This is a genomic window from Succinatimonas hippei YIT 12066 (assembly GCF_000188195.1).
GTDB classification, from domain to species: Bacteria; Pseudomonadota; Gammaproteobacteria; order Enterobacterales; family Succinivibrionaceae; genus Succinatimonas; species Succinatimonas hippei.
This window is the reverse complement of sequence record NZ_GL830951.1, coordinates 1-19,179: the sequence shown is the minus strand read 5'-3', so window position 1 is coordinate 19,179 and position 19,179 is coordinate 1. Positions and strand designations below refer to the sequence as shown.

Here is a 19,179-nt window from a genome sequence, read left to right as displayed (position 1 = left end):
ACTCATGGCTAAAGTATTTCAAGTTAAAGATTTCAATCTTTATTACGGCGATCACCGCGCACTAATTGATATCAATATGGATATCGATGAAAATGCCATCACCGCTCTTATCGGACCGTCCGGCTGCGGCAAGTCGACCTTCATTAAAACTTTAAATCGTATGAACGATCTCATTCCGTCAGTGAGAACCACAGGTTCGATTCTGTACCGCAATGAAGAAATTTTAGACAAGAACCTTGACGTTACCTCTTTGCGCCGTCAGGTAGGCATGGTTTTCCAAAAACCAAATCCTTTTCCGATGAGCATTTACGACAATATTGCCTACGGCCCCCGCACTCACGGCATTAAAAGCAAAGCAAAGCTTGACGAAATCGTTGAGAAATCATTAATTGACGCTGCAATTTTTGATGAAGTAAAAGATCGTCTTAAGACTTCAGCTTTAGGCTTATCCGGCGGTCAGCAGCAAAGATTGTGCATCGCAAGAGCTCTTGCCGTAAAACCCGATGTCCTTTTAATGGACGAACCGACATCTGCTCTTGACCCGATTTCTACTTCAAAAATTGAAGATCTGGTCCTTGAACTGAAACAAAAATATAGCATCATTATCGTTACCCATAATATGCAGCAGGCAGTCCGTATCTCGGATACTACAGCCTTCTTCTTATTGGGCGACCTTATTGAGTACGGTAAAACCGATCAGATTTTCAACACTCCAAAAGATAAAAGAACCGAAGATTACATTAGCGGGAGATTCGGATAATGAGAAACAACTATGCAAAGCAGCTTGAGGATCTTAAAAAAGAACTCATTTTAATGGGATCTTTATGTGAAAACATGTTAAAAGACGCTCTTGACGCTTTTGAACAAAACGATGACACTAAAGCATCAGTCATTGCAGAGTCGGATGATAAAATCGATATCAAGGAAAGCGAAATTGAAGCATTATGCTTATCGCTGATTCTCCATCAGCAGCCGGTTGCTTCCGATTTACGCTTAATATCATCAAGCTTTAAGATCATCACTGACTTAGAGCGCATCGGCGATCAGGCCTGCGATATCGCTGAAATCGCTTTACGTCTTAAATACGAAGACAACGAAAACTTCAAAGAACTGTCAGAAATGGCCAAACAGACTCAAAAAATGTTCAAAGAAGCTATCGACTCGTTCGTAAAATTAGATATTGAAACGGCAAAAAACGTTTTAGCTCAAGATGATATTGTGGATGAGCATTTTGTTAATATGCGTTCACGCCTTATCTCTTTAATCGAGAAAAACGATCATGAAGCAAGAATTCCTCTTGATTTGCTGTTAATTGCCAAATATCTTGAGCGAATCGCCGATCATTCATGTAATGTCGCCAATTGGATAATTTTCGCAATAACCGGACATCATTCCTCCGGCGAAATTATCTAAAGATAACGCCCTTAGCCTTAAATGCGGTTAAGGGCATTTATGAGGTCATTATGATTTACTGTGTAGAAGATGATACCAACATAAGAGAAATAGAAATCTACACTTTAAAATCTTTAGGTCTTGAAGCCGAAGGTTTTGAAGACGGAAAAGCTTTTTTTACCGCTCTTGAAAATAACGTTCCCGATCTCGTTATTCTAGACGTCATGCTTCCCGATCTTGACGGTATCGAAATTTTAAAACGCCTTAAATCCAATCATAAAACAAGAGATCTGCCGGTGATAATGGCAACTGCACGCGGCGCTGAATTTGAAAAAGTACAAGCGCTTGATATCGGAGCTGACGATTATCTTGCTAAACCGTTTTCCATGATTGAAATGGCGGCAAGAGTAAAAGCCGTACTGCGCCGCTGCCATAAAGATACCTCTTCCGTAATCACTGTCGATAAACTAAAGATTAATGAAGAAAGCCGCACCATCTCCGTTAATGACATAGAAGTGGATCTTACTTATAAAGAATTTGAACTTCTTCTCCTTCTTGTAAAGCATGAAGGACGAGTATATTCACGCGAGCAGCTTCTGGATATCGTCTGGGGAACCGATTATGACGGCGAGAGTCGTACCGTTGATGTACACATAAGAACCTTAAGACAAAAACTCATGTCCATGGACTATATAATTAAAACGGTCCGCGGTATCGGCTATAAGGCGGAATTTTGATTAAAGTGATTGAAAAGGCCTCCAATATCAGCATGAAGCGTAAGATTTTCTGGACGGTCTTTAGTTCTTTTTTACTTGTCTTGATTGCGGCTCTTACCATTGCGCTCGTAATCATGCACAACTCTTATGTAAGCAATGAAAAAACACGACTGCAGCAATTTACACAAAATGCCGCAGCCGAAGTAAATCATTTAGGCTTAAGCTTCCTCGCGCACAATCTCATAAACAATCAATACCGTCTTACATATATAGCCAAAGACGGCACCGTGCTGTTTGATAACGAAGGCGACACCAGCACGATGGAAAATCATTTTGAGCGCGAAGAAATAAAAGAAGCACGTCTTTCAGGCACAGGCGAAGGTATGCGCTTTTCCCACACTATGGAAACGCAGACATATTATTACGCGGTAAAACTTGATAATGACGCTATTTTACGTGCTGCTGTAACTACTGTCAGCTTATTGACGGTTACTGCACATATGGCAGTATACTTTGCAGTAATCATCGTATTTTTAGGCATGATTTCATACCTGTTTGCAGCCTGGCTTGCCAATTCAATTGTAAAACCGCTTAACGAAATCGATTTAAATCATCCTTTATGCAATGATGCATACAGTGAAGTACAACCGTTTTTAAGAAAAATAGAAAAACAACAGCTGCAAATTGAATCCCAACTTGAAGAACTTGTAAGTAAAAACGAGGAATTTCTCGTTATTACCAAGAGCATGACGGAAGGTTTGCTGCTGCTTAATCGCCAAGGCATCATTCTTACCGTCAATAAAACCGCCCGTAAGATTTTCAATGTTTCTGAAGACTGCATCGGCAAAAGCATTCTAAGTATCGACAGAACCAATACCTACACTCAAGAATTTTTACTGCTTGACAAAAAAACCAAACAGAAAATCGTAGAAATACAAAAAGACGGACGAGACTACCAAATTCGATACAATCAAATCATTGTCAATAATCGTATTGCCGGTTTTGCTTTGATTGTTATTGACGTAACGGAAAAGCGTCGAGCCGAGAGGCAGCGCCAGGAATTCACGGCAAACGTATCCCATGAGCTAAAAACCCCGCTGCAATCAATTATCGGTTGTGCCGAGCTTATTGAAAACGGACTTGTTAAAAACGGAGATCTGGAAGCTTTTGCCGGACGGATCCGCTCTCAAGGATCCCGCTTGGTGCGACTTATTGAAGACATCATTCTTCTTTCCCGTCTTGATGAGCTCCATGAAAGCATGCACGAGACCGTAAGTTTTAATCAAATCACCAAAGAGGTCTTTGAAAGCATTGCTCATAAAGCTGAAGAACATCATATAGAGCTTATAAAAGAAGGTCCTGACATCACCTATTACGGAGTTTACCGCTATCTTTACGAACTTATCTATAATCTTTGTGATAACGCCGTTAAATATGGAAAAGACCAAGGATACGTCAAAGTTATTACTGAAGAGACCGAGAAAAAGATCATCATTAAAGTAAAAGATAACGGCATCGGCATACCTATTGAACATCAAGCCCGAATTTTTGAACGTTTTTACCGCGTAGACAAAAGTCCCCCCCGCCGTATGGGCGGGACCGGCCTTGGTCTTTCCATCGTCAAGCGTGTAGTCTTATTCCATAAAGGCAAAATCAAGCTTGAAAGTAAAGAAGGTGTCGGTTCTACCTTTATCGTATGCTTTAAAAAACGCTTGGCCGCGGATAAGACACAAGAACAAGCTGCTGATACCGAAGAGCAAAATAAGGAATAACCGTAGATTTATATTTCTCTTCCTTAATCGGAAGAGAAATTTTCAGTCAAACGCTTCTGCCATTTCAGAAAATGTCACTAAAGACACATTTCCCATCTTTTTTGCTTTTTCTTTGCAACCTTGAGTAAAGCCGTTTTTTGCAAAAACAAACAAATGATTATGCAAACAAGGAAACAATTTGCTTTTTAAAGACAAATGTTCCAATACGCCTAAATCAACTTTTTCATTAGTCCATTTGCATGAGGAAATGCTTTACGGTCGCCGTTTTTTTTCGCTTTCTCCTGCAGCGGGACTCCCATATCCACTATCTGGCAATATATTGAGCAGCAAAAAACGCCGACTTAACAACCGGTTTTATTTCCGTGGAGATCTCCGACTGAAGAACGTGGTTTTTGCCACTGATCTCTTTAGATAAAAATTATTATTTGCTTGTTTTTAATCAAAACCTTCCTAGGCAAATAATCACATGCTGTTGTATCCTTTAGCGCTCAATGCGGATTTAGGAAAAAAAGATGTCCTTAAAAATAGATTTAACCAAAGATAATTTATTTGATGACCTGGGAATTACGCGTCTTAAAGAAAGTTATATGCGACCTGAAGAAAAGTCCCCTCAAGAGCGTTTTGCTTTTGTGTCCGAAACTTTCGGTTCTGATAAAGAACATGCTCAAAGAATTTATGATTACGCGTCCCGTCATTGGCTGAGTTTTTCTACGCCAATACTCTCTTTTGGACGAACTTCGCAAGGATTGCCGGTAAGCTGCTTTCTTTCATATATGGAAGACAGTGCAGACGGACTTATTGAAACCTTATCTGAAGTAAACCGCCTTTCAATGTTAGGCGGAGGCATCGGTATTCATTTAGGGATCCGCAGCGCCGACGAAAAAAGCGTAGGCGTCATGCCCCATCTTAAAATTTACGACGCGGCATGTCTTGCTTACCGTCAGGGAACAACCCGTCGCGGATCTTATGCCGCTTTTTTAGACATTTCTCATCCTGACATCATTCCTTTTATCGAAATGCGTAAACCGACGGGCGATCAAAACATGCGCACGTTAAACCTGCACCACGGAATCAATATTTCCGACGCTTTCATGCAAAAAATTACAAAATGCATGCAGGATGACAATGCGGATGACTCTTGGCAGCTTATCGACCCGCACAGCAAAAAAATTATTGAAACCGTAAGTGCACGCGATCTGTGGCAAAGAATTTTAGAATTGCGCATGCAAACCGGCGAACCCTATCTAATATTTACCGACACTGCAGAAAAAGCTCTTCCACATTGGCTTAAAACAAAAAATCTGCATATCAACGGCTCTAATTTATGTACGGAAATATTTTTACCGACAAATGAGCAGCGCACCGCCGTTTGCTGCCTCAGCTCTTTAAACCTTGAGTATTTTGACGAGTGGCGCCATGATTCTCAATTTATAGACGATGTCATGGAGTTTTTGGATAATGTACTGCAATACTTTATTGAACATGCGCCCAATTCTATTAAAAGAGCCAAATTGTCAGCATTCAAAGAAAGATCGGTAGGCCTCGGCGCATTGGGATTTCACTCTTATTTACAAAAGAAGGGGATCCCCTTTGAAAGCGTTATCGCCAAAAGCATCAACAAACAAATTTTTTCACATATAAGACAATGTTGTGAGCTTGCTGATAAACGGCTGTGCGCATTAAGAGGACCTTGTCCAGATGCGTCCGATGCCGGAGTAATGCGTCGCTTCTCGCATTGGATGGCGATAGCCCCGAATGCCTCTTCAAGCTTAATTGTCGGCAATACCTCACCGTCAATTGAACCGCGTCGAGCCAATGTTTACCGTCAAGATACGCTTTCAGGTGCCTATATCACGAAAAATCGCCACCTACAGCAAGCGCTTAAAGAGCTTAATCTTGATACCGAAGAAATTTGGACGGATATCATTGCGCATGACGGCAGTGTACAGCACCTTGATATCCTGCCGCAGCAAATCCGCGACGTATTCAAAACCGCACAGGAAATAGATCAACGCTTTATCATCGATCTTGCCGCCGACAGACAGCAATTTATCGATCAGGGGCAATCAGTCAATCTGTTCTTCCCTGCTGACGTGTCAATAAAGTATTTGCATGCCTGCCACTATCTAGCATGGAAAAAGGGACTTAAATCTCTTTACTATTGCCGCAGCGATAAACTGCGTAAAGCCGATCGCATCGGGATCAGCATCAAAAGACAAAAAATCGAAGACGATATCAATATGCAGTCTTTGCTTAACGATAACACCTGCCTTGCCTGTGAAGGTTAAAAACATGACAGAAAAACGCAATCTTTTAACGCAAAGCCGTGACTATTACAAACCATTCGTTTATCCTTGGGCTTACGAAGCATTCATGCAAAGCGAACAAATGCATTGGCTGTGGACCGAAGTTCCGATGGTTGAAGACGTCAAAGACTGGAAAATGCGTCTTAACGATAATGAACGCGACTTTCTGACTAAGGTATTCCGCTTTTTCACCCAAGGCGACATTGATGTCAGCTCCGCCTATGTTCATACCTATCTTCCCGCTTTTCCGCAGCCTGAAATAAGGATGATGCTCTCAAGCTTTGCCGCAAGAGAGGCCGTACATATCGCCGCCTATTCTCATTTAATTGAAACCATCGGCATGCCGGATGCTATATACAACGAGTTTTTGCAATATGAAGCTATGGCGGCCAAACATGAGTTTTTTCACGGCTTAAGACTTAATCAAAACGAAAACATCGCTGCTAAAATGGCGGCTTTTTCCGCTTTTACCGAAGGAATGCAGCTTTTTTCAAGCTTCGTCATGCTGTTAAATTTTACCCGCAACGGAACCATGCGCGGCATGGGACAGATCATAGCCTGGTCCATCAATGATGAAACCTTGCACACAGAGTCCATGATTAAGCTTTTTCGTGAATATATAGAACAAAATCCTCAGCTGTGGAATGATGATTTAAAGTCTACCATTTACTCTATTGCAGAAAAAATGGTAGAACTTGAAGACAGCTTTATCGATCTGGCTTTTGGCGTAAACCAGATGCAAAAGCTTGCAAAAGAAGATGTAAAAAAATATATCCGCTTTATTGCCGACCGCCGATTATCGGCAATGGGAATGAAAGCAATATTCAACGAAAAGAAAAACCCACTGCCGTGGGTGGATGCCATGCTCGGAGTCACCCACACGAACTTCTTTGAAAATCGTGTGGTGGACTATGCCAAAGGCGCTTTGTCAGGCGACTGGTCAGACGTTTGGGGCAAAGGTGCTTAATCCAAAACCTTGATATACCGACAAAACAATACTGTAAGCAAATAAGTAACAACGCTTATTTGCTTACACATTTCTCGGTTACAAAAGGATTATCGTTCCCTTGCTTCTTTTTAATCAGTTCGTTGCGCAGACATTCATTCTCACTTGGCGGATACATTTTATTCCACGCTTCAAACAGCTGCCTTTGCTGTCTTGCCAGAGTCAAACCCTCATAATGCGAAACCATATAAAGATAAGCTCTGGCAATTAAGCCGCGCGATCTTTCAGGCGGTTGTGCCCGCCGACCTTTAAAATCAACCAACATTTCGCACTTGCCGTATTGGTAAGGCTTACCGTTCCACAATTGAAAGCGATAATTGGATCGATCACCGTTAACCTCTCCTACCGACGGAAAAAGATTGTGCAGATCGCCTTCCATTTCCTTAAATTCTTTACTGTTTTTAGAGCAATTTTTGCGCCCGCCCTGCTGCCAGCATTTTAATTGATGTCCAAATTCCCATGCGGGCATAATATGCTCAATTTCCACGCGGGCAGCTCGTTTAGGCTGTTTACGTACGGCATAGCCGCAGGACTTTAGATCAACTGAAAAGCGATTGCGCGTTATATTAAGATCGCATCCGCAATAAACGCTTTTGGGTTCATCCAATTGCTTATAAATTGAAGGCAAAATCTTTTTGGCTGCATTAAATGAATCCATTGCCTGTGCTGCACCGCCTAGCATTGCAAAACAGGATAGCGACAGTGAACATAATGAAATTAAAAAATGTAAGCGCACTTTTGATAACAATACCGATTAAAACATTTCAACAAAAGCATACCCTGATTTTACTATCCGCAAACTCAGGGCTACACCAACTAATTGTGAATTTTACTAGGATTTAGCTTAATGATTCGCTTGTTTTGTTATATTCACAAGTTACGGTTGTTCTTTCTTTTTTAAGACACTTACCGACAATGCAAAATAATGCTGTTTCAATTGCAAGCGCCACATACAAAATATAATCAAGATTAAAGGAATCATACACCCTGCCGCCGATAAGTGCCGCCAAAGCCACTGCAAGCTGAGTTACTGCAACCGAGAGTCCTCCTGCACTTTCCGTTTTATCCGGAATGACGTAAATTGCCCACAAAGACCAGGCAACAGGAATAAGACCGAACCCAAAAGCAAAGGAAAACAAAGGAAGTGCCATCAATAACGAGTTATTAAGAAGCAGCATCGACATGACGCATACGAGCATGAAAAGCGGCAGCAAGCGGAAAAAGCGTTTAAAAGATCGGGAAAATAATTTTCCTGCCGCTATTGTTCCTGCAATATTTAATCCTGCGTAAAACAGCATAGCAAAAGTTAAAAACTCATCTGCAAGATGTAGTTTTTCTTCAAAAAACAGTCTTATATAAGTAAAAATTACGTGGTAGCCCATATAACTTAAAAACGTACCCAAGAGCCCGAAAAATACAATTTTAGTTGTAATGAGCTCCTTTAGGACTTTCATCCCCGTACCTTGTTTTGGAGGTAATGAAGGCAAAGTCACAAGCAAAGCTATAAAAGTAAAAGTACTTACGATTGCCGTCAAAACAAAGATAGTTCGCCAAGAAATGTAAAGGGACAAACAACTGGCACACGGCAGGGCGATAATCGTCGCTATCGAAACACCTGAAAGCATTGTGCTAAATCCTTGAGCCAATTTTTCAGGTACGATTAGTCTTTGCACCAGTGCGTTTGATAATGACCAAAAACCTCCTACGCTAATTCCCAAAAGCGCCCGCCCCGTGAACAAACTTATCGCATTAAAGGAAAACGCAATAATTAAATTAGACACAACTAAAATTACAGCCAACAACAGCAGTAAGGTTCTTCGATCCCAATTTTTAAAAAGTGAAGATAAAAACAAGCTTGAGAAAAACGAAACCACGCCTACGGCAGTTACCGTTTGTCCTGCTGTTCCTTTAGAAATCTCCAAATCTTCAGCAATAAGCGACAACAAGCTTACGGGAATAAATTCTGAAGCTATAAGACAGGTTACGCCCAAACATAAAGTAATAAGTACCGGGCTTAACGCGTTTTGCGGTGAACTTTTAATAATTGTCTGCATTTTTTAACTTTTTTAGAACAGAAAAAGGCCGGATCGCTCCGACCTTATTTTTAGCGATTAAAGAAAATCAAAAATTAATTAAAAGCCTTATTAAAGAAATCGGCTATCTTATCAAAAGGGATCTTGGAGGTATCATCATACAAATCAACGTGATTTGCTCCCTTGACGATATAAAGCTCCTTAGGCTCGCCTGCTTTCTTATAAGCGTCTTCACTGAACTCTTTTGAATGAGCGTTATCACTGGTGATAAAGAGCATCGGACGCGGAGAAATTGTCTCAATATCTTCAAAGGGATAGAAGTTTATGAACTTAACGTGCGAGGTTAATGTCGGATGAGTGGTAGTACTCTCATCTACACCTTCAGGAGTAAATTCACCGCGCTCGGTGCGATAGAAGCTGTAAAATTCTTTTTCAATATCAGATGACTTGTCATTAATTTCATGCGGTGTGCCTGAAGTATACAAAGGCTTGCCGCCTGCAAATTCGACATATCTTTGCTCTGCAGCCTGTGCTAACAGTTCATCTCTTTGTTCTTTGGTAAATGAATTGTTAAGTCCGTGGCGTACGGCATTGCCCATGTTGTACATACTAGCGGTCGCTACGGCCTTGATACGAGGATCGATCTTAGCTGCAGAAATTGCAAAAGATCCTGAACCGCAAATACCTAAAACACCGATTTTATCGCGATCAACAAAATCCGAGCTGCCTAAAAAGTCAACGGCAGCCGAAAAATCCTCGGCATAAACATCAGGCAATACGGCATTGCGCGGCTGACCTTCAGAATCACCCCAGAAACTTAAATCAATTGCCAAGGTAACAAAGCCTTTTTCGGCAAGTTTTTGTGCATAAAGGTTTGATCCCTGCTCTTTAACCGCACCCATCGGATGACCGATAATCACTGCAGGATATTTAACTCCCTGTTTGTAATCTTTAGGCAGATAAAGATTTGCCCCAACCTTCATTTGGAACAAGTTATTAAAACTTACCTTTTGTAAATAAACTACATCACTTTTATAAAAGTTATCAGGGTCTTCGGCAGCTGATACGCCTAATGCTAAAGATAAAGCTGAGCTTAATACCAAGACCTTAATAATCTTTTTCATACTTATCTCCTTCCATGCTTTTGATGAATAATTGAAGTTCTTTATGTGATTTAAGTATGAATTAGTGTTAATCTATAATCAAATACTATCTTTTTATGTAATTTCATGCCTACAAAGCATGCTTTAGAATTTTGTTCTTAAGGATAAAATATTATGGATATCAGGGTATTACGCTATTTTATTGCCGTCGCTGAAACTAAAAGCGTCACTGCAGCTGCTGAAGCTTTACACATTACCCAACCTACTTTATCCCGGCAATTTAAAGAGCTTGAAGATGAGCTTGGGAAAAAACTCTTCGAACGCGGCAGCCGTCGTATCACGCTTACTGATGCAGGAGAATTGTTTTACCGCAGAGCTTTAATGATCTTGGAATTATTCAACAACACCAAAGCCGAGATCGGCGCAGAAAACGATGAAGTAAGCGGCACTATCAGCATAGCTATGGGCGAATCACCGGTACTGAATTTTTTGGCCCACAATCTGACGGAGTTAAAACAAAAATATCCAAAACTAAAATTCAACATAGTAAGCTGCAATGATGATACTGTGCGTTATCTTCTTAAAACCGAAGTTTGTGATTTCGGCGTCATGATCTCAGCAAGTGAAATCGGACTTAACGAATACTCATACCTGACGCTGCCGCTTAAAAATTCCTGGGGTGTACTCGTACGTCCTGAAAGTCCCTTATATGATAAAGAATGTGTTACTACGGACGATTTAAAAAAAGTTCCGCTGCTGTTTTCTAGCCAATCACTAAGAAACGAAGAATTTCGTTCCTGGCTTAATGCCCCCACTTCAAAACTTAATATAGTTTGTACTTATAATCTGCCGCAAAACGCTTATATGCTAGCTGAAGCCAATCTTGCCGACATGGTATGTCTTAAAGACTGCGTAAACTTAAAACAAAATTCGCAAATGAAATTCATACCGCTAAAACCCGCTCTTGAAGCTTCTGGTTTTTTAGTATGGAAAGAGCAAAGAACACCAAGCAAAGCCGCTACAAAATTTATTGAGAATCTTAGACGTGTTCTAAATAAGGAGTAATCTTTCTTGCTTAAAAGTTTCTCTTTGACTTAAAGATCTCCCAATAATAGAAAATCTTTCTGCAAAGAATATCTTTGCAGAAAAGAACTTTGGATTTGCTAATAAAAACGATTTTAAGGCTTAAAGAAATGAAACAGCCTCAGAATCACCGCCAAACAGAATGTAAACGATTAAAATGATGGAAAAGAGAGTAACAAAAACAGGTTTATTACGCATAGTTTTATTCTTAAATTATTGAGCAGGTTAAATTAAGGAGATTAAATGATATACATTAAGCTATATCAAAAACGCGACCATGCTTAAGATTTAAGTAAAAAAAAATTACAAAACATTATATTCAGACGCATGTGTAAGTTTTTTTTAGAATTATGCTTTTTATGCAGAATTTTTATATTCTGCATATCTCAATCCTTGCCTAGCCAACAAAATTTGCATTTTTTCGATAAATCAAAGCTTTATATGTGTTTTATAAAATTTTTGTCTTAATTCATAAGACGGATGGTTTAAACCTGTTGGCTCATAAAACACATTGCCGATATAGCTAAAACCAAGTTTAAGTAAGATCTTTGAAGATGCAATATTGTTGGGATTATGTCCTGCAAAAAGAGCTTCTGCTTTCAAAACAGAAAACGCATAGTCTATTACAGCCTTTGCGGCTTCTGTTGCATACCCCTTTCCCCAAAATTGCGGACGTAAGTGAAAGCCCATTTCATATTTATTCATACGATATGGTCTTAGGCCGCAACATCCAATAAAAGCCTTTGATGAAAGTTCGAAAATAGGCCAATATTGAACATGATATTCTTTTTCATTATTTATTTCTTTTTCTAACCGAGCAGAAATGTCGTCCGCACTAAACGCGCCGCTTGCACAAATATATCTTGTAACATCAGGATCGCCCCATAGTATTTCTGCTAATTTACTATCACTTTTCTGCCACTTTGAAAATCCTATCCGGTTTGACATCAAGAAAAAATCATTAACCATTCTGTCACCTTTCAACTTATTTTTATTGGTTTTGCCGATTTATTCTTATATCCACTTAATTTTAATTAACATATGACTTTGTTTATTATATTGATATTTAACAAAAATTTTCAAATATCCGGAATTAATCTTATTCTTTAAGTTTTTCAAATTTTTTGTTGTCAAAAATGAGTCAGCTCTTTACTTTCAGTTGGGAGAATCTTTGTCATCTTTATCGTCTGACTTGCCATGCCATTTCTGCAAAACAGCCTCAGCCTGAGAAATCAGCTGTTCCTTGTTTGGAATGTACAAAACATAGCGGGAAGCAAAAATTTTATTCGCCAACCCACCTAAAGCGTATTCTGCAGAGACACTATCTTTGTTAGTACACAAAATAATGCCTATAGGTGGGTTGTCATCATAATCATTTACTTCAGAAGCATAATAATTAAGGAACATATTAATTTGACCTGCAGCCTCAGGAGTAAACTTTGTCGTCTTTATTTCAATTAAAACATAAGCCCGCAAAATTTTATTGTAAAAGACCATATCGACATAATAATGCGTATTGTTGATGGTTACAGGTTGCTGCGTTCCAACAAACATGAAGCCGCGACCTAATTCCAAAAGAAATTTCTTTATTTGTTGAACTAGTGCTTTTTCAAGATCACTTTCCACAAGAGTTTTGTCTTCCGGAATGCCTAAAAACTCAAAAACATGAGGATCTTGTAAAATATCTTTCGGTTGCGAAATTTCATTGTCTTTTAGCGCAAGAGAAAGGAGCTTTTCTTTATTTGCTTCACCTTGTGACAACATTAATCTCTCAAACAACGAACTTTCAATTTGGCGTTTTAGCTCACGGACAGACCAATTTGCATAAACAGATTCTTTTTCATAAAAACTGCGTTTATATGGATCTGAAATTGTCAAAAGCACACAATAATGTGCCCAAGATAACGAAACAGACAGTGTCTGTTGCTGTGGATAGGTTAAATAAAAGAGCTTCATCAAACGCAAATTTGAAACTGAAAAACCAGTCCCAAAGTCGCTAGTTAAGGATTTAGAAATTTCCTTCAAGCTTTTTGGCTCATCAACAACTTGATCTTTAAACTTCTGTTGAAACTCAAAAATTTTTTTACCAACATTCCAATAAACAGATAAAAGTTCGTTATTGATCCGGTGAGCAACTTTATCTCTAGAAGATAAAAGAATTCGATGTATATCATGGATAGCATCTTGCATTGAATTAATTCTAACTGCCGTTTCTAAAACCATAAAATTACCCCAGATCGGTTCTAAATTAATATTATTATTCAACGTGTTAAAATTCTTGGACATCAAAAATGAGCCGCAACAAATCTTTTTTGAGCAAAATGAAACCTCACGAATGGAGAATGCCAAATATGGTTTAGCTATAAATTTTTCCTTATAAACACAGCAAAATCGAGACTATGGAAAAATAAATCTTAAATTAGATAATAGTATAAAGAAAAAGAGCTAAAAATCAGCGGCCCAAAAGTTGGCACAACTTGGCCCATTTATTGGCATAGGATGGCTAGACTACTGGAGATTTTCGATACCGTTCAAAATTTTACTTTCGTTTTTCTTATTTATATGCCACAAGAATCGCAAAAAGCTGTAAGGAAACACCGCAAAATACTGTAATAAAATACCGCAAAATACTGTAACAAAATACCGCAAATTACTGTAACAAAATACCGCAAATTACTGTAACAAAATACCGCAAAAAGTTGTAACAATAAAAATCTTGAACTATAATTAATTATAAATATTAATAAGTTAAAAGCAAAAAATATGATTTACAAAAAGCGTATTGTTGACGGTTTATTAGAGCTAAAATTAGAATCATTCGGTGCAACTCTCATCACCGGACCTAAAGGATGCGGTAAAACGACAACCGGCAAGCAAAAGGCCAAAAGTGTTGTTGAATTTCAAGATGAAGATCTTCGTGATAATTTACTATCCGTGGCTCAAGTGCAACCGTCAAAATTATTAATAGGAGAAAAACCGCGCCTGTTTGACGAGTGGCAGGATGCTCCAAAAATTTGGGGAGCTATAAGAAAATCCATCGATGATGAACAGAAAAACGGACTATATATCCTTACAGGATCAACTTCACAAAATGTGCAGACACCTCATAGCGGAACGCTCAGAATTTCAACAATGAAAATGTATCCGATGAGTCTTTATGAAAGTGAAGAATCCAACGGTACGGTTTCTCTTTCTCAATTATTCAACGATCCTAACTCATTTGATGGATGCCATTCCGACTTAAGCATAGATAAACTGATTTTTGCTATTTGCCGCGGAGGATGGCCTAGCGCAATCAACAACACCACTCCAATAGCTCAATTACAAATTGCAAAAGATCTGTTTGCCCAGACCTGCTCTGTAGATATTTCAAACATTGACGGGACGAAAAGAAATAAATTATGGACTCAAAACCTAATAAGATCATATGCTCGTAATTTGTGCACTTTAAGCACATTACAAACAATTTTTAAAGATATTCAAAATTGCGGAATATCAGAATCATCTTTTTGGAACTATGTAGAGGCACTAGAAAAACTTTTCATTATTGAAGATGTCCCGGCATGGAATCCGGCTATTCGCTCAAAATCAGCAATACGTTCAAAAGACAAACGAAATTTTATAGACCCTTCTATTGCGGTTGCCGCTTTAGGATTAACTCCGGAATACTTTAATACTGATTTTAAAACTTTAGGTTTTCTTTTTGAATCTCTGTGCATACGTGATTTAAGAGTGTACTCAAGCCTCCAAGAAGGACAAGTATCATACTATCATGATCGCTATGACTTAGAAGCCGATGCAGTATTACATCTTGGCGACGGCCGTTATGCACTTATTGAGATTAAGCTTGGTTCAAACGAAATCGATGCTGGAGCAAAACACCTCTGTAAAATTGAGGAGTTAGTAAGGCAATATAACGAAAAAGAAAAACAGGTTCCTATGAGATTACCTGACCTTAAAATAGTTTTAACAGGAACCGAGTATGGATATAAACGTCCGGATGGTGTTTTTGTTATTCCGATTGGATGCCTAAAAGATTAATTTATTGCTAACTCCTTCCTAAATGGGTTCAAGTTTATCTTTCCATGTACTTTTCTATCTTGCCTATATTTATTAAAAGAAAGCAAACTTAAAAATTGTGGAGTTTCACTATTTAATTGCCATTAATTTTTCCTTATGCTGCATAAATAAATGTTACAGTTTGGACAAAATTAAATGCTACATAACGGAATTTACGATCGTTTGCTGACGCTTGCAGATCTAAATGATCTTGAAGAAGAAAAAATTACAATCAAAGAAACTAAATCTGTTAGAGCAGATCCAGAGGGAATCTCATCAATTGTTAATTTTATTAAAAACATTTTAAGATCATATATTAATGAACATGAAGATGATAAAAATCTACTGCCAAGTCTATACAAAATACTTAACCAAACTATAAGAGAATTACCATCATCTACCATTAGCGCTCCTGTAAATCCTCTCACTATATTACAAGAAATAAGAAAAAGTGAATTAATTCCAACATATTCAAGACCTTCTCTACCTTTAAACATCAACCAAATTTTTACTGGCGTAAATGGAGAAATCCCTTTTATCAATGAAATTAAAGCAGAGATTAGAAGTGCCGATAATATCTGCTTTTTCATATCATTTATAAAATATTACGGTTTCTTGCAAATTGAAAAAGATCTTAAAGACTTCTTAGATAGAGGCGGAAACCTGACAATCTTAACTTCAACGTATATTGGTGCAACAGAATCTCGCGCATTAGAAGAGTTTTCCAAGCTTAAAAATACTCATATAAAAATATGCTACGACAGTAAAAAAGTTCGCATGCATGCTAAAGCTTTTATCTTCAAACGAAATAACGGCTGCGGTTCTGCTTACGTAGGTTCTTCTAATCTATCACGATCCGCGCTTAATTCCGGACTTGAATGGAATATTAAGATTTCTGAACTTTACGACTTCTTTTTATATCAAAAAGTCCTAAATTCTTTTGATTTTTTCTTAAATTCTCCAGATTTTGAGGAGTTTAGCGGAAAAGTAGAAGAAATAGAAAAATTAAGACACGCTCTTCAGGAAGAAAAAAATCCAAAAAATAATATTACAAATACGCAAAATACAACTTTTTTTAATATCAAACCATATGATTATCAACAAGAAATCTTAGATAAACTAGCTATACAAAGAACACTTTATAACCGCAATAAAAATCTAATAGTTGCGGCGACAGGAACAGGAAAGACGGTTATTGCTGCATTTGACTACCTGCGTTTTAAGCAACAACAAGATAAAAACAAACAGACCTCGCGTCTTCTTTTTGTTGCGCATAGAAAAGAAATTCTTGAACAGGCATTACAAACATTTAGATATATTTTAAGAAATCCAAATTTTGGAGAAATATGCTGTTCGGGTGAAAAACCAATTTCACGAGAGAATCTATTTATTACCATCCAATCCTTAGATGTAAGAAACATTTGTACAGTCAATGGTGGCGCTAATTTTTATGATTTTATTATCGTTGACGAAGCTCATCATGGCGGAGCTGATAGTTATCAAGATTTATTTAAATATTTAAAACCAAAAATTCTTCTTGGTCTTACTGCTACGCCAGAGCGAAACGACGACCGCCAAATTTTCCAATACTTTGATAACGGAGTAACGGCTGCTATCAGGTTACCGCAAGCTCTAGAAAAAGGTCTTCTCTGCCCATTTGCTTATTTTGGCATCAGCGACACTGTTGATTTAAGCTCTATAGCCATGAAAAATGGCGAATATGACACAAAGCAACTTGAAAAAGTATTTGTTGACGACTCTAAAAGCGCATTCTATAGAGCAGACAATATAATAAAAACACTTTTACATTATGTTGATAATATCGAAAAAACAAAAGCTTTAGGTTTTTGTGTAAATATAAAGCATGCCCAATACATGGCTAACTTTTTTAACCAAAACAGCGATATAAAAGCATTAGCCTTAAATTCGCGCAGCAGTTCACAAGAACGTGCCAATGCCCAAAAAGAGCTAATTGATGGAAAAATTTCTATCATCTTTACAGTCGATCTTTACAATGAAGGTGTAGATATTCCCCAAGTAAATACTGTCCTCTTTTTACGCCCTACAAATTCTTTAACCATATTTTTGCAGCAATTAGGCCGTGGACTGCGTTTATATCCTGGAAAAGATCATCTAGTTGTATTGGACTTTATTGCAAAAGCAGCTCGCAATTTTAATTACAGCTCGCGTTTTCAAGCTCTTCTTAATAAAGGAACGAAAAGCCTGCAAGACGAAATTAAAGACGGGTTTATTAATTTACCTCCAAATTGCTTTATTGAGCTTCAAAAAGAGGCCATGAAGAACGTTTTAGACAACATAAAATCTGCCCAAAATACTAATAAAAATCTTACAACCAAAATAATGCAGCTTAGAGATCAGATTGAAAAAGTTCCTTCTTTACAAGAATTTATAGAGTATTATCAACTAGATTTAGGTGATATATACAACAATAATCGTAGTTTTAGCTCATTGCTAACTAACGCATTAATCATCAAAGAAGATTTTTATACCAACTCAAAACAAGGCTTTCAATTCTTCCAAAAGATAAGTCACATAAATAGTCAGCGTTTTTTATCTTTTATTAAAGAATCTCTTTTAGAAGAACAAATTGATATCACCAATCAATTTTTTAAAATGCTATTTATAAGTTATTACAGGGATGAAAAGAATGGAGATATTGAAGCCTTTAAGAGATTTTTGTTTAGTAAAAACATCAAAGATGAACTACAGCAGTTAATTGCAGTCTTAGAAAATAATATTGATGTACCTTTAAAACCACTTACTACTAACAGCCCTCTTGATCTTTACGGAACTTATACAAGAGATCAATTATTGAGTGCTCTTGACTACGATAACCCTACTACACAGGTCAAAGGTCATTTTTACGACAAAAAAAATAACATCAACATCTTAATGGTGACATTACATAAGAATCTTAATGAGTACAGCGAAAACACCCTTTATGAAGACTATGCCATCGACAACCAAACCTTCCACTGGCAAACGTCAAATAATGTAAAAATAGAATCTAAAGAGGGACAACGTTTAATCAACTCTAAAAACAATATGCTGCTATTTGTTCGTGATAAAAAATACAATAAGAATAAAACACGAGCTCCATATGCTTGTCTTGGATTTGCAACTCCTATCTCATACGAAGGAGAATCTCCAATCAACTTTAAGTTAAAACTTCAAAATGAAATTCCTGCTAAATATTTAAGTAAAAGTATTCTATACAATTAGCCTTTTTGAAAACCACCTTGAAATTTAAGAGAGTTCTTTTTCCTTCAAATATTCCAGACAGTGTCTGGAATTTCTTTTTATGAAAGCAACAAAAATTAAGCCCCGACTTACATCCTTTAAAATGTAAATCAGGGCCTTTTATGAAAAAAGTTAAAAACTAACTATTCCCACTCAATATTTATAAAAGTATTTATAATTTATCTTATTGATATTAAATATTTTTATTTTTTCAAATTTTCTAAATTAAACCTATTTTTTAAGCTTTTCAAATTTTTTGTTGTCAAAAATGAGTCACTATAGTTCTTTTATGAACAAAGGACACTTCACCATTCAACAGCCTCAGGTGAAAGTTACCAGCAAGTTAAATATAGCTGGATTTATTTGGCTACTTTGCAGTAATTCCTTATTTTTCAATAAATTAACTTTTGGAGTCTCCACCGCTCAAGCTTTAGGTGAAAGTTACCAG

General features: G+C 37.6%; 14 protein-coding genes. 9 read left to right on the top strand and 5 right to left on the bottom strand.

The window, feature by feature from the left end:
- The first annotated feature begins 4 nt into the window (after nucleotides 1-4).
- From pstB to HMPREF9444_RS01460, 6 genes are all read left to right on the top strand, one after another.
- The gene (pstB, locus tag HMPREF9444_RS01490) at nucleotides 5-760 is read left to right on the top strand and encodes a phosphate ABC transporter ATP-binding protein PstB (RefSeq protein WP_009142550.1); all 756 of its coding nucleotides are present in this window, start codon (nucleotides 5-7) and stop codon (nucleotides 758-760) included.
- Nucleotides 760-1,413, top strand: coding sequence for a phosphate signaling complex protein PhoU (phoU, locus tag HMPREF9444_RS01485; protein ID WP_009142549.1), 654 nt, complete (start codon nucleotides 760-762; stop codon nucleotides 1,411-1,413). Before pstB ends, phoU begins: the two co-directional genes overlap by 1 nt.
- A 50-nt stretch (nucleotides 1,414-1,463) precedes the next feature.
- A complete protein-coding gene (locus HMPREF9444_RS01480) occupies nucleotides 1,464-2,129 on the top strand; it encodes a winged helix-turn-helix domain-containing protein (RefSeq protein ID WP_009142548.1) in 666 nt (221 codons plus the stop codon).
- A 5-nt stretch (nucleotides 2,130-2,134) separates the two neighbouring features.
- Nucleotides 2,135-3,880, top strand: a complete 1,746-nt coding sequence (locus HMPREF9444_RS01475) for an ATP-binding protein (RefSeq protein WP_232196217.1) — start codon at nucleotides 2,135-2,137, stop codon at nucleotides 3,878-3,880.
- A 512-nt stretch (nucleotides 3,881-4,392) separates the two neighbouring features.
- Nucleotides 4,393-6,168, top strand: a complete 1,776-nt coding sequence (locus tag HMPREF9444_RS01465) for a ribonucleoside-diphosphate reductase subunit alpha (RefSeq protein ID WP_009142545.1) — start codon at nucleotides 4,393-4,395, stop codon at nucleotides 6,166-6,168.
- A 4-nt stretch (nucleotides 6,169-6,172) separates the two neighbouring features.
- Entirely contained in the window at nucleotides 6,173-7,153 is a 981-nt protein-coding gene (locus tag HMPREF9444_RS01460) for a ribonucleotide-diphosphate reductase subunit beta (RefSeq protein WP_040909058.1), read from the top strand.
- A gap of 55 nt (nucleotides 7,154-7,208) precedes the next feature.
- Here the strand turns inward: HMPREF9444_RS01460 and HMPREF9444_RS01455 are convergent, their stop codons facing one another.
- From HMPREF9444_RS01455 to HMPREF9444_RS01445, 3 genes are all read right to left on the bottom strand, one after another.
- Nucleotides 7,209-7,874: an endonuclease gene (locus HMPREF9444_RS01455; RefSeq protein WP_009142543.1), complete on the bottom strand. Its 666-nt coding sequence runs from the start codon at nucleotides 7,872-7,874 to the stop codon at nucleotides 7,209-7,211.
- Nucleotides 7,875-8,031: 157 nt separating this feature from the next.
- The gene (locus HMPREF9444_RS01450) at nucleotides 8,032-9,246 is read right to left on the bottom strand and encodes an MFS transporter (RefSeq protein WP_050778969.1); all 1,215 of its coding nucleotides are present in this window, start codon (nucleotides 9,244-9,246) and stop codon (nucleotides 8,032-8,034) included.
- A 74-nt stretch (nucleotides 9,247-9,320) separates the two neighbouring features.
- Complete coding sequence (locus HMPREF9444_RS01445) at nucleotides 9,321-10,349, bottom strand: alpha/beta hydrolase (RefSeq protein ID WP_009142540.1); 1,029 nt, start codon at nucleotides 10,347-10,349, stop codon at nucleotides 9,321-9,323.
- 153 nt (nucleotides 10,350-10,502) lie between these two features.
- On the opposite strand from HMPREF9444_RS01445, the gene HMPREF9444_RS01440 reads away from it, so the two are divergent.
- Complete coding sequence (locus tag HMPREF9444_RS01440) at nucleotides 10,503-11,393, top strand: LysR family transcriptional regulator (protein WP_009142539.1); 891 nt, start codon at nucleotides 10,503-10,505, stop codon at nucleotides 11,391-11,393.
- 447 nt (nucleotides 11,394-11,840) lie between these two features.
- Here HMPREF9444_RS01440 and HMPREF9444_RS01435 read toward each other — a convergent pair whose 3' ends face one another.
- Nucleotides 11,841-12,380, bottom strand: a complete 540-nt coding sequence (locus HMPREF9444_RS01435; RefSeq protein WP_009142538.1) for a GNAT family N-acetyltransferase — start codon at nucleotides 12,378-12,380, stop codon at nucleotides 11,841-11,843.
- A 186-nt stretch (nucleotides 12,381-12,566) separates the two neighbouring features.
- A complete protein-coding gene (locus HMPREF9444_RS01430; protein ID WP_009142536.1) occupies nucleotides 12,567-13,697 on the bottom strand; it encodes a PDDEXK nuclease domain-containing protein in 1,131 nt (376 codons plus the stop codon).
- 477 nt (nucleotides 13,698-14,174) lie between these two features.
- Between HMPREF9444_RS01430 and HMPREF9444_RS01425 the strand changes: the two genes are divergently transcribed.
- Together HMPREF9444_RS01425 and HMPREF9444_RS01420 are read left to right on the top strand one after the other, a co-directional pair.
- Entirely contained in the window at nucleotides 14,175-15,452 is a 1,278-nt protein-coding gene (locus tag HMPREF9444_RS01425) for an ATP-binding protein (protein ID WP_009142534.1), read from the top strand.
- 174 nt (nucleotides 15,453-15,626) lie between these two features.
- Nucleotides 15,627-18,713 carry a DUF3427 domain-containing protein gene (locus HMPREF9444_RS01420; RefSeq protein ID WP_009142533.1) on the top strand — a complete coding sequence of 1,029 codons (3,087 nt, stop codon included), beginning with the start codon at nucleotides 15,627-15,629 and terminating at the stop codon, nucleotides 18,711-18,713.
- The last annotated feature ends 466 nt before the right edge of the window (nucleotides 18,714-19,179 follow it).